Source organism: Ligilactobacillus ruminis DSM 20403 = NBRC 102161, assembly GCF_900113455.1.
Taxonomy (GTDB): domain Bacteria; phylum Bacillota; class Bacilli; order Lactobacillales; family Lactobacillaceae; genus Ligilactobacillus; species Ligilactobacillus ruminis.
Genome location: NZ_FOPI01000019.1, coordinates 30,952 through 43,346 on the forward strand (window position 1 = coordinate 30,952; position 12,395 = coordinate 43,346).

At 44.6% G+C, this 12,395-nt stretch carries 7 protein-coding genes and 2 pseudogenes; 3 read left to right on the plus strand and 6 right to left on the minus strand.

Annotation, left to right across the window (positions count from 1 at the left end; genetic code table 11):
- Nucleotides 1–18: 18 nt before the first annotated feature.
- The 3 genes from BMZ95_RS06765 to BMZ95_RS06775 all read right to left on the minus strand — a co-directional run bounded on the left by BMZ95_RS06765 (nucleotide 19) and on the right by BMZ95_RS06775 (nucleotide 4,932).
- Complete coding sequence (locus BMZ95_RS06765; protein ID WP_046922021.1) at nucleotides 19–1,698, minus strand: alpha-glucosidase; 1,680 nt, start codon at nucleotides 1,696–1,698, stop codon at nucleotides 19–21.
- A 109-nt stretch (nucleotides 1,699–1,807) separates the two neighbouring features.
- Nucleotides 1,808–2,779 (minus strand): LacI family DNA-binding transcriptional regulator, encoded by a 972-nt coding sequence (locus tag BMZ95_RS06770; protein WP_046922020.1) that lies wholly within the window; start codon nucleotides 2,777–2,779, stop codon nucleotides 1,808–1,810.
- Nucleotides 2,780–3,006: 227 nt separating this feature from the next.
- Nucleotides 3,007–4,932 carry a sucrose-specific PTS transporter subunit IIBC gene (locus BMZ95_RS06775; protein WP_014074237.1) on the minus strand — a complete coding sequence of 642 codons (1,926 nt, stop codon included), beginning with the start codon at nucleotides 4,930–4,932 and terminating at the stop codon, nucleotides 3,007–3,009.
- 285 nt (nucleotides 4,933–5,217) lie between these two features.
- Between BMZ95_RS06775 and BMZ95_RS06780 the strand changes: the two genes are divergently transcribed.
- Together BMZ95_RS06780 and BMZ95_RS06785 are read left to right on the plus strand one after the other, a co-directional pair.
- Nucleotides 5,218–6,708 carry a sucrose-6-phosphate hydrolase gene (locus BMZ95_RS06780; RefSeq protein WP_014074238.1) on the plus strand — a complete coding sequence of 497 codons (1,491 nt, stop codon included), beginning with the start codon at nucleotides 5,218–5,220 and terminating at the stop codon, nucleotides 6,706–6,708.
- Between the two features lie 25 nt (nucleotides 6,709–6,733).
- On the plus strand, nucleotides 6,734–7,735 hold the full coding sequence (locus BMZ95_RS06785) for a LacI family DNA-binding transcriptional regulator (protein ID WP_014074239.1): 1,002 nt from the start codon (nucleotides 6,734–6,736) through the stop codon (nucleotides 7,733–7,735).
- Between the two features lie 556 nt (nucleotides 7,736–8,291).
- On the opposite strand, the gene BMZ95_RS06790 is transcribed toward BMZ95_RS06785, so the two are convergent.
- The 3 genes and pseudogenes from BMZ95_RS06790 to BMZ95_RS11480 all read right to left on the minus strand — a co-directional run.
- Nucleotides 8,292–9,110: an endonuclease/exonuclease/phosphatase family protein gene (locus BMZ95_RS06790; RefSeq protein WP_014074240.1), complete on the minus strand. Its 819-nt coding sequence runs from the start codon at nucleotides 9,108–9,110 to the stop codon at nucleotides 8,292–8,294.
- A gap of 231 nt (nucleotides 9,111–9,341) precedes the next feature.
- A complete protein-coding gene (locus tag BMZ95_RS06795; RefSeq protein WP_014074241.1) occupies nucleotides 9,342–11,534 on the minus strand; it encodes a PTS transporter subunit IIBC in 2,193 nt (730 codons plus the stop codon).
- A 279-nt stretch (nucleotides 11,535–11,813) separates the two neighbouring features.
- Nucleotides 11,814–12,253, minus strand: a pseudogene (locus tag BMZ95_RS11480) (family 1 glycosylhydrolase); the annotation flags it as partial.
- A gap of 5 nt (nucleotides 12,254–12,258) precedes the next feature.
- Between BMZ95_RS11480 and BMZ95_RS10890 the strand changes: the two are divergent.
- A pseudogene (locus tag BMZ95_RS10890) lies at nucleotides 12,259–12,395 on the plus strand (transposase); the annotation flags it as partial.

The following is a 12,395-nucleotide window of genomic DNA, read 5'->3' on the forward strand; positions in this document are numbered from 1 at the left end:
TGCGTTCCCTCTCTTTCCTTATTCTGTCATAAAGACCAGGCTTCCGAACGGCGGAAGCGTTAAAACGTTTTCTTCATTAAGACTCAGGCTCCCGTTTTGTAAAACGATGTGCTTGTCGCTCAAGTTTCCGTGAACTCTGTATTTAGTAACGGCATCCGCCAAATTGCAGATTACCCAAGCTTCGCTGTCGCCAAGCGTCCGCTTATAGACGTACAAATCATCCGTCGTATCGGCCAAAACGAAATTGCCCTCAACAAACAAAGGCTTCTTCTTCAGTTTAAGCACAGACTTGTAAAAATTCAAGATGCTCGTGCCGTCGCTTTGTTCATTTGCAACGTTCACGTCGTTCGTTTGTCCGTACTTCCAAGGTTTCGTCGCCGAAAAGCCGTAATACTCGCTTTCGTTCCACTGCATTACCGTTCTTGCAGCCATCTTGTGACTTCTTGAAAGCATCAAAAGGCATTTTTCTTCCGTTGCACCGGCTTCTTTGGCTTCTTTGAAAAATTCGTCTGCTTGCTGGTCTTCAAAATCGCTGATTTTTGGCAAGACAGCAGACTCCATGCCAATTTCTTCGCCATAATAAATGCAAGGTACGCCTCGCTGAAGATACATCAAAGTCGCAAGCATTTTGGCCGCTGCCTTCTTATGTTCGCTTTCGGCAGCAAAACGCGTCAAAACCCGCGGCATATCGTGGTTGTTCCAATAAAGCGTCGGATAGCTGATTTTTTGCAGACGCTTTTGCCACGTAACCATCGTATCCTTGAACGTTTCGATTTTAAACGGCAACGGCTGCCCGAATTCCGGAAGTTTAGGATCGAGCTTGCTCTTGTCGTCCTCAAAATATCGAAAGGTTACGACCGTGTCACACATTTCCCTCGAAGGGTCCGTATAATCAATAGCCAGATCAATGTCTGCGCTGGCGGCCTCGCCTAAAATGAAAATATCCGGCTTATATTCGCGCAGCGTCTTCACGAATTCGTGGAGATACGTTTGAACAAGCGGCATGTTTGCAAAAAATGGCTCGGCAACAATCGGACCCTTTTTTCCATGAGAAGGCATATTTTGCTCAAAATCGGCCTTGGCAATATGGATAAAAGCATCAAGCCTGAATCCGTCAACGCCATGATCGATCCAAAACTTGGCAATATCTGCCATCGAACGTCTCACTTCGGGATTTCTCCAATTCAAATCCGGCATCTTTTTGTCAAATAAGTGAAAGTAATAAACGTCGTCTGCTTGCGGATCTTTTTCCCAAACGCTGCCGCCAAAAAATGAGCCCCAGTTATTCGGCAATTTGCCGTCTTTTCCCTTTGCCCACAAATAATAGTCGCGATAAAGGCTGCGCTCGTTTGCGATTGCATCTTTGAACCACGGATGCTTGTCCGAAGTATGATTCATGACGAAATCCAAAATTACGTCTAAGCCCAAAGAGTGCGCAGTTTCGACGAATTCGTCAAAATCATGCAGAGTGCCCATCTTCTCATCGAGCGCATAATAATTCGACACATCGTAACCGTTATCAATTTGCGGTGACACAAAGATCGGATTCAACCAAATCGTATTAACCCCTAAATCTTTTAAATATTCCAGTTTTCCGATAATACCCCGCAGATCGCCTATTCCGTCTCCGTTAGAGTCCCTAAAGCTCTTCGGATATATCTGATAGATGATCCTGTCCTGATATTTTTTGATTCCCACTCAAAAAACCTTCCTTCTTCGCATAATACGTTCAATTATGAGTTTAAGGGCATAGCAAATTCTTCGCAAGCGGTTTCAAATTGTTAACGATAACATTTTTCGCCTTTCGCTAACTTTTTTCGCTACCTCCCTTTCGGCGTGTCGTTTCTCTTTTGACGAGCATCGGATCAAGCAGCTTGAATCCTTGTTTTTTACCCTTTTGTTCGATTTTGTTGAGCAGCATCTCACCGCAAATTTCGCCCAGTTTGGCAACGTCTTGTCTGATAGTTGTAAGCCTTGGCGACACAACCTGGTCCAAAAAGATGCCATCATAGCCAATGATCCCGTAATCATCGGGAATGTTTGCGCCCTTTTCTTGGATTGCTCGCTCGATTCCGACGGCAATCCGGTCGCTTGCACAGACAAATGCCGTATTTTTGGGATATTTTTCCCAATTTTTTTGAAGCATTTCCTGACTCTTATGAGAATGGTTTTCCACCCGCACGATTTCCGGTTCCTTCAAAGATTCCTGCATCACTTGGATATAGCCGCGTTCTCGCGAATATTCGAATGCCTCTTTCAAATCAATGCCGACAAAAACGACTTTGTCATACCCTAACGAAAGCGCATAGCGCGTTGAAAGCATCCCGCCTTTCTTATTGTTCGTATCGACAAAATCATATCCGTACAGATTTTCCCCGAACAAAATTACTGGTTTTTCGATTCGAGAAATCCACTCATAGTCGCTTTTTCGCATCCCCGTAATAATGTATCCGTCGCATACGCCAAGATCAAAGCTGTTATTTGCGACAAGCTGCAACGAATACTGATGTCGGCTGAGCGCAAGCGAAATGCCAAGCAAAAGATTCATGTAGTATGGTTCGACGGTTGAAATTTCTTCCAAAATGAAAAATTTGACAATCTGCGTTCTGTTTTTGGCAAGAGCCTTTGCAGCAACGTTTGGGTGATAATCCAGCTCATGCATTGCGGCAAAAACCAATTTTTTCAATTCATCCGTTACTTGCTCGGGATGGTTGATCACGCGTGAAACCGTCATTTTGGAAACATTTGCCCTTCTTGCCACGTCTGCCAGCGTCACCATTTTTAACCCCTCTTTTTCTAAATATAGTTTCTTCAGATATTATATCACTGTGTGCAATTTTCTTCGCAATTTCCAATCGAAACATTTCCCGGCGCCAACATTTCTTAGAAATCTCTAATACAATCACAAAAAAACAGCCATCGTCACTGACTCGTCCCAAAATCGAAAGGCCGATTTTTCGAGTACGCATCATGCGGATAGCTGTTTTTTTGCTTTAAAAATTTTCTTTATGCTTCAAGCGCGATCAAATCGTCGCCATGCTTGACGCTGGAGTTATCGATTCTCACGACGGACTTGTAGTTTGGCGTATTCGTCACGATAACCATGACGGTCGGATCGTAGCCGGCATTCTTAACGGCAGCAAGATCGACTGTTCCCAAAACGTCGCCTTTCTTGACGCGTTGTCCTTGAACGACGTTTGACGTGAAATTCTCGCCTTTCAAATTAACGGTGTCGATTCCGATATGGAGCAAGACTTCCTCACCGTTGTCGCCTTTGATTCCGTACGCATGCTTCGTTTCATAGGCAACCGTGATTTCACCGTCAATCGGTGCATAGATCGTCCCATCTTCAGGAATCACAGCAGCACCGTCGCCCATCATCTTTTGAGAAAAAACTTCGTCGTTTGTTTCGCTTAAATCAACTGACTTGCCGTCGACCGGTGAGCAGATTTCTGCATTTTCCACACCGGAAACGGCGGCTGCTTCAGCCTTGACTTCTTTGGCTTCTGCAGATTCAGCAGGAGCTTGCGGCGCAACCGGATTGAGTCGTGCTTCGTGACTCTTGCCGTATGCATACGTCAAAGCAAATGCGATTGCAAATGAGATGAGTTCGGCAACGACGTACATCGGAATCGATTTTGCATAAATCGAAAGGAAGCCGAGGAATCCTGCCGAGCCAAGGGATGCGGCGATAACTTTGACAAAACCGGCAAATGCCGAAGCGATGCCCGAACCAATCAATGCGCAGAAGAACGGGAAGCGATATTTCAGGTTGACACCGAACAAAGCAGGTTCAGTAATGCCCAAAAGAGCCGAAACGCCGGCAGAAGACGACAGACTCTTCATCTTCTTGTCTTTTGTCAGGAAGTAGATTGCAAAAGTTGCGGCACCTTGTGCAACATTGGCCATTGATGCAACGACGAAGATGAAGTCGCCGTAGCCATGGCCGTTGCTAAATGCAGAAAGCAGCTGCGTTTCGATTGCCGGAAAGCTTTGGTGAAGCCCAGTCAAAACGATTGCCGAATAGCAAAGACCGAACAGGCCCATGCCAATAAAACTCGTCGTATCATAAAGCCAAACGAAGCCGTTCGTAATCCAATCAGAAACAGTGCGCATTACTGGACCGACGATCGTAAATGTCAAAAACCCGGTAATCATTACCGAAAGCAACGGCGTAAACGTGAAGTCAACCGCTGACGGAAGATGCTTGTGGAAGAATTTTTCCAAAACTGACAATAAGTAAACGGCAGCCAAAACAGGAATTACCTGATAGTAGTAATTGTTTTGGGAAACCGCAAGTCCGAGAATATCCCATGATTTGCCGGGAAGGAGGTTCGGCGAAGTCATAATCATCCCGATTGCGGCTCCGAGAAACTGATTGGCACCAAAACGCTTGGCAGCCGAAATACCGACGAGAATCGGCATAAAGATAAACGGAGCGGCCGACATGAGCTGAATCATGTCTGAAAGTCCTTTAACGTTCGGATACATTTCAACCAAGGCCTTGGCACCAAATAAACCTTTGGACGTCAAGAAATTGTTTAATGCCATCAGCAGACCACCAGCAACCAAGGCAGGAATGATCGGAACGAAAACATCAGACAAAAGTTTGATGAAAGCCATGACCGGATTGAACTTTTTGCCTTGCTCAGCAACTTTTTTAAGCTCATCTGTCGAAGCTTCCTTGAGTCCCGTTTCCTTGATCAACTCATCGTAGACGTTGTTGACGTCTCCTGGTCCGATAATGATTTGGTATTGACCGTTCGTTTTGAAAGTCCCCTTAACGTCAGGATTTGCATCCAACGCCGCTTGATCAATTTTTGAGTCATCCTTTAAAACAAGGCGCAGACGCGTAGCACAGTGTGCAGCGCCAACCATATTGTCACGCCCGACGGCGTCGATAACCTGTTGGGCAACTTTTTTGTGATCCATGAATAGTCACGCTCCTTTAATCAGTAACCTTTAAATTATGAATAATTGCTAAAAACAATGTTGTAAGCGTTTCAATATCGCTTACAAATACTATGATAACGTATTTTTAAAATATGTCAATCGTTTATCATATTTTTTCTGATTTTTTTATAAATGATTTCTAAAATTACAGTTATATCAACATTTTTAGAGTGTTAATCGATTGACATATTCAGACTTAGAGGTTACAATTAAAGCATAATAAGACAACGTTTTCAACCTTTATGTCAAGAAAGGAAATTTGCTATGGAATGGTCAAGAGAATTGCGCTACAAGCCTTATGCCGATTGGGGAGCAAAAACCTTGCTCGATCTTCAAGCGCAGGCTGCATGCTCAGATTACAAATTAGGCTATCATATCATGCCGACTTCCGGATTGCTTAATGACCCGAACGGTTTTTCATATTATAATGGATATTGGCACGTATTCTACCAATCATATCCTTTTGGACCGGTTCATGGTTTAAAATCATGGAATCACATGCGTTCAAAGAATCTGGTTCATTGGGAAAACTTGGGCATTGGCCTGAACCCCGATTTTGAATACGATAAAAACGGCGCCTACTCGGGCTCTGCTCTCCAAGTCGGAAACAAGCTTTTCATCATGTATAACGGTAATTCAAGAGATGAAAACTGGGTTCGGCACCCATACCAGCTCGGTGCCTGGATGGATGAGAACAATCGCATCGAAAAACTCCCTGAACCATTGATTACACAACCGGATCACATCACGGAGCATTTCCGCGATCCGCAAATCATCAAGCACAAAGATGAGTACTATGCAATCATCGGTGCACAGGATGCGACACAAAAAGACGGTCGCATCTCAATTTATCGCTCCAAAGACCTGAAGAACTTCGAAGACCTCGGATATCTTCATTTCACGGACGAAAACATGGGATACATGATTGAATGCCCAAGTTTGGTCTTCATCAACGACAAACCGGTGCTCATTTTCTGTCCGCAAGGCATGGACAAAAACATCTGCTCATATGACAACATCTATCCGAACAACTACATCATCGGAGATTCTGTCAACCTTGATGCAGGACGTTTTGAAGCAAGCGACAAAACGATCAAAAACCTCGACGAAGGTTTTGACGTCTACGCTTCGCAAGCCTTCAACGCACCTGACGGCAAAACATATCTCATCAGTTGGACAGGTCTTCCTGAAATTGAATACCCAACGGATAAAGAAAACTGGGCTCATTGCTTGAGCCAGGTCAAAGAGCTTTTATTAACGGACAAAGGCGAACTGATTCAGCGTCCTGTCAAAGCAATGGCCGACCTGCGCTATGACGGGCTTCCTTTGACTCAAGAACAAGGCATGGACCACATTCAAAACCTCGTTTCCGATACGGGCAGCCAATATGAATTAAAATTAACTTTAGATGCCAACCAGAAAGGAATTTTGCACCTCGAAAAAAACGGTTTGAACAACCAAAGTCTAAAACTTGTTTTTGACACTGAAGAAGGCAGTCTGACCCTTGATCGCGGAAACAGCGGCAAGGTTTTCGCCACTGAATTTGGCACGAAAAGAACAACTTTGGTTGCAAAAAATGCTCCGATTGAGCTTGACATTTTCGTTGACAACTCGATTTGCGAAATTTTCATCAACGGCGGCAAGAAAACGATGACGGCACGTTTCTTCCCTGAAAAAGGTCAAAAGTCAATCGTGATCGAATCGCAATCGGACGTCAAATATCGCGGAACTTTCTGGAAAATGCAGAGCATCTGAATCACCTAGCGAAAGGACGATTTTTATGCGACCAAAACTGACCGATGTCGCCAAAAAAGCCGGCGTTTCCAAAACGACCGTTTCGCGCGTCATTAACAACTACGGATATATCAGCGAAAAAACAAGACAACGGGTCTACCGTGCGATGAAAGAGCTCAACTATCAGCCAAATTCGCTTGCACGCTCGCTTCACGGTAAGAGCACGCACCTGATCGGCATTATTTTTCCTTCGATCATGAACCCGTTTTACGCCGAACTGGTGCAGCGCGTCGAAGAAAAACTTTTCGATGCCGGCTATAAGATTATCTTGTGCAACTCTGCCCAAAACAAGAAAAAAGAGCGCGACTATCTCAAAATGCTGATTGCAAATCAGGTTGACGGCATCATTGCCGGTACCCACAATCTTGGCATCGAGGAATACAAAAACGTTGGTTTGCCGATTGTTTCCTTTGACCGCTACCTGTCTGAAACTATCCCAACCGTCAGTTGCGACAATTATCAAGGCGGCATTACGGCCACGAAAGAACTTTACGAAGCTGGTGCGCGCCATATCTATTTTTTGGGCAACCCGCATCAAAGCGGCAATCCGACGGACAAGCGTCTCAAAGGATATTGCGATGAAATCGATCGGCTCAAACTGACGCGCCACACTCATACGGTCAGCTTTACCGAATCCGCCTCGCTCAAAAGCTTTTCCATCAAAGAACTTTTGTCAAAAAGCGTCGCCGATGGCATCGTCTGCACCGACGACCTGACGGCTTTGCTTGTTTTACAGGCTGCCCGCGAACTCGGCATAAACGTCCCAAACGACTTGAAAGTCACCGGCTTTGACGGAACGGAACTCGTTTCAACTTATCATCCCGAACTTTCAACAGTCGTTCAACCGCTTGAAGACATCGCCTCGGTTTTGATCAATCTTTTGCTTGAACGCATCAAAAATCCGGATGAAAAACTCAAACAGATGGAATACGTCTTACCCGTCACGTTTAAGAGGTCCGCATCAATTGGGCAGATTTTTGGTCAGTAAAATCCAGTTCCCGGAATAAAAAAATTCGCATCCAAAAAGGACTTCCCGATATTCAACAGGAAGTCCTTTTTCTTCTTCGGTTTTCGCAGTCTTGTTTTAACTTATATGCTTTCATTACAGGCAAATTGCCGTTTTTTAAGATTTTCCCGTAATCTTAAAAAATCGTTAAAGCACAACTCAGCCCTGCATTTTCCAAACAAAAAGAGGCTGGGAAAAAATCCCGTTTCTTACTTGAATTAAATGAAATGCCGAACGAAAGCGGTCGATTTGCGACTGATTTTGTCCGCATTTTTTAAAATACAGTTCTGCTCAACTAATCTAGTCAAAATCTATGCAGATTTAAGGACAGAAGCTGCTTTTCGGAGCATTTGTCCGTAAACGACAGTGATTTTGCCAAATGCAGCGACTGATAAATCAGCGCGCCAAACTATTTTGGGTTATTTAAATCATAACAGGCACTTGTCACGTATACGAAAAAAAACCGGATGATTGCAATTGATTGCAAATCATCCGGTTTCTCAATTTGAGGCATCGTTTTTCCTAGTCTCTTTTATGTCTAGTTTACGGTTGCTTCGCATGAAACGCCGAAATGATCGCTGATTGCCGGCATTTTCTTGCCATCAAACACGACTCTGCTTGTTTGCGAAACAAAATTTTTCGTTGCAAAAATAAAATCGATTCTCAAAGCATCCTTGTTGCCTTCCCAACCATCGATGTCTGCTTCAATCGTATTTTCGCCTTCTTTAACGTCAGCTTCCACATACGTGTCACGCAATAAAAGCTTGCTGTCAAGAATTGCCTGATAGCCCTTCGTGTTTGCCGGATTGTTGAAATCACCCATAATCACCAGGCTTTCTCCTTGAGTAGCCAATGCTTCTACCGCATTTTTCCACTCATCCAGGAATCCGTCCTTGAGCCACGAAAAATGCGCGCTGGCAACGCAGGTTTTCTTTCCGTCAACAACGGTTTGGCAAAAAAGCATCTTCCGCGTATGATAGTCCGATGGATCATCTCCTTTTGAAACGAGTACGCTTGAAGCTTCAAGAGGCTCTTTTGAAAAAATCGCAACTCCTTCGTTGAAACGATCATACCCGACGTGGTTGTATGCATAGCTCCAGTAGTACTTTGTTCCTTTTTGGGCAAGGTATCTCGCAAGTTGCAGTCCGTAATTGTCCTCGTGGATTGCGATTTCGCCTGCAACAGGACAATACCCCGGCAAATCTTGCGTCGCATCGGAAGTCATCAATTGATTCACCTCTTGCAAACATACGACGTCATAATCGCCGCTAAAAATTTCATCGCCCAGAATTTTCAATTTTCTTTCAACGTTTTCGCCCAACAAACTGTGCGTATTCAAGGTTAAAAATTTAGCCATCTTTGCGTATTCCTTTCAAAAAAGCCAGGAAATAACGCGATTCCCCGGCCTAGTATGTCAACCACCATCGGCTAAAGTCGATGACTTGTGAACAAACACCCCTATATTGAGTGTCCGAACCACAATTTGCATAGATACAGATGATTTACTCAAACAGCCATAGTTGCTCGAACAGTGATTATCTAATTACCAATGCCTTTTATGTCTCCAGGTTGCCATAGAGACGATTTATTAAAGCTCAACCGACCCAACGACCGTCTTGGCAGAAGTTTGACCAAGCTTGTCAATTTTAACCTCTTTGACAGCATCCATATTTGTGAATGCGACCACGATCGTCGTGCCCTTGCCGGCTTGTTTGACTTTGTCCCAATCGCAAACCGCAAGCAGATCGCCGGCATTTACGGTTTGACCTTCTTTTACTTTGACATCGAAAGGTTCGCCTTTCAATTCAACCGTATCAAGTCCCATGTGAACAAGCACTTCAAGTCCGCTGTCTGTCAACAATCCGACTGCGTGTTTTGTCGGAAAGACGTTCGTGACTTTGCCTGAAACCGGTGCGTAAACTTCTGAGCCGGTCGGATTAACAGCAAAACCGTCGCCCATCATTTTCTTGGAAAATACAGGGTCTTTGACGTCAGTAATCTTGATCGCTTCACCGTCAGCCACGCTGACAACGTTTTCTGTCACGCCTTTGTATTCAACGTGCTTTTCTTTAGAAGAAGCATTTCCCGAAACGTCAACTTTTGGAATTTCGACGCCGGAATCAAGCAGATCCTGGACGTCAGACTTCAAAACGTCCGCTTTAGGTCCATAGACTGCCTGAATACCATTGTCTTTGACGACGAGTCCCAAAGCTCCGGCATGTTTCCACGCGTTTTCATCACCGACTTTGGCAGCATCCCTGACCGTAACACGAAGTCGCGTCATGCAAGCATCAACGTCGACGATATTTTCGCGACCACCGAGCAAGTTGACAATCTTGACGATTTGTGAATTAGGATCTACTTTGCCGTCAGAAGTCGTAGCAGCACCGGTCGATTCGGACGAATCACTATCATTGTAGTTGCCGTTTCGACCAGGAGTTGCATAGTTGAACTTCTTGATCATGAAGTTTGCAATGAAGTACATGATTACGCCAAAGAGAATCGATACCCAAACGAAGTTCAGAATGTCACCCAAAAGTCCGGCTTTAATAGCCATTGGCGTTCTCGTCAAAAATTCGATATTGCCAAATGAGTGAACGCGCAAATGAACGAGATCGGCCATTGCAAATGCGCAACCTTGAACTATGGCATATACGAGGTAAAGCGGCATTGCGATGAACATGAACATATATTCAAGCGGTTCCGTAACACCTGTCAAGAAAACAGCAAGTGCGGCAGAAACGTACATTGACTTGTATTGTTCTTTTTTATCTGGATCAACGTTGCGGTACATTGCGTAGCAAAGACCCATCAATGTACCTGTAGCACCGATCATTTGCCCAACCTTGAAACGAGCAGGAGTCCAGTGAGTCAATACGTACTGATACTTCGCAATATGTCCTGCGCCATGCAAGTTAACCAAGTCGGTTGCCCATGCAAGCCAAAGAGGATCTTGACCAAACACCTGGTGACCGGCTTGAGCGCCAGAAAGAACCGTATACGTGCCGCCAAGCGACGTGTAGTTCATTGGAATCGTCAGCATATGGTGCAAGCCAAACGGAAGCAAGAGACGTTCCAATGTCCCATAAAGGAACGGTGCAAGGAAGCGTGCACTTTCCTTAGAGTTGGCAATCCATGTGCCGAAACCGTTGATTCCTGATTGAATAACCGGCCAAAATGCTGCCAAAAGCAATGCAACGATTGCAGAGCGGAAAATAACCACCATCGGAACGAAGCGCTTACCATTGAAAAATGACAAAGCATCCGGAAGCTTGCGGAAGTTGTAGTACTTGTTGTAAGCCGTCGCACCAACGAATCCGGCAATGATGCCGACGAAGACGCCCATGTTCAATGCGGGCGCTTCCAAAACATTGATGAAATAATCAGCTACGGCAATCTTCGTTCCGAAGATTGTATGTACGTAAGCATGACCATTCGAAATCATGTCGGTTGTAATTCCGTATACCGCACCCGTGATCTTGTTGAGGAAAATAAACGACAACCCGGCAGCAAAGGCGCCGCCAGCACGATCCTTGGCCCAACTTCCGCCGATTGCCAACGCAAAAAGCAAGTGCAGGTTGGTGATAACGCCCCAACCGATTTGTTCAATCACGCCACCGACAGTGACGAGAATTGCCGCATTCGGATTAATCATCGGAATTGTCTTGCCGATACTAATCATCAATCCGGCTGCAGGCATAACAGCGATAACGACCATCAGACATTTGCCGAATTTTTGCCAAAATTCGAAGCTGAAGATCTTTTTAACTGAATCCTTCATCTGTATTAAACCCCTTTAATAAAATAATTGCAATGTTCCAAACCAGTTACACAAGACAATCATTGTTTCCTATGCAACCGATTTCATCAACAACTCTTATTATATCCCTTTTGGCGGTTTTGTAAACCCTTTAATTATAATTTATTTAAAAAAATTACAAAAAATCAGTCTTCCTATGCATTCGTTTGCATCAAATCGGCATTTTCTTAAACTCCTTAAAACCAGGTTCAAAACGTCTGAAATTTTACGGACAACCGGCTGTTTTTGTCAATTTTGTCCGTAATCTCCATTTTCATCAATGTGTCCGTAAACGTCATTGATTTCGTCAAGTGCGCCCAAACCGTTTTCGACGATGAACAAAGGAACGCGATAACGATTCCAGTACTCGTTCAGAGTCATACGAAGACCGACAGGATCAATTTGCCAGCCCCAATCGCTTGCCTCAAGATAAGGGTTCAGTTCGCCCATGGCAAAATTGCCGCTGGCTTTTTCGACTTTTGAAACATCTGACGTCATGATCGACATATGGCAGCTGAAGCCTAAATAGTCGACCGTGCCTTTTTTGTTTTCGCCTCATCTTCAGGCTCCATGGAAAGTTCGATGCCATTTTCCTTGAAGTAGCGGTTCAGATATTCCGGATATTCTCCGCGAACATGAACGTCGGTAAAGAACGGGTTCGGCTCGTCCTGAAGCTGAGCGGTTCTGACGTCGCTCGGGTCAGAACATGGACAAAGCTATCTCCACCTTGAAGAAGAACATGACAGCCGTTCTTAACAGCGTCGAGTATGATTTCTCCAACGGTCCGGTTGAAGGAATAAACCGCAGAATCAAGAGTCTGAAACGCAGTTGCTTTGGATTCAG

Coding starts and splice junctions, on each gene's coding strand:
- BMZ95_RS06785 (WP_014074239.1), top strand. CDS start 6,734: ATGCGACCAAAACTGACCGATGTCGCCAAAAAAGCCGGCGTTTCCAAA.
- BMZ95_RS06770 (WP_046922020.1), bottom strand. CDS start 2,779: ATGGTGACGCTGGCAGACGTGGCAAGAAGGGCAAATGTTTCCAAAATG.
- BMZ95_RS06780 (WP_014074238.1), top strand. CDS start 5,218: ATGGAATGGTCAAGAGAATTGCGCTACAAGCCTTATGCCGATTGGGGA.
- BMZ95_RS06790 (WP_014074240.1), bottom strand. CDS start 9,110: ATGGCTAAATTTTTAACCTTGAATACGCACAGTTTGTTGGGCGAAAAC.
- BMZ95_RS06775 (WP_014074237.1), bottom strand. CDS start 4,932: ATGGATCACAAAAAAGTTGCCCAACAGGTTATCGACGCCGTCGGGCGT.
- BMZ95_RS06795 (WP_014074241.1), bottom strand. CDS start 11,534: ATGAAGGATTCAGTTAAAAAGATCTTCAGCTTCGAATTTTGGCAAAAA.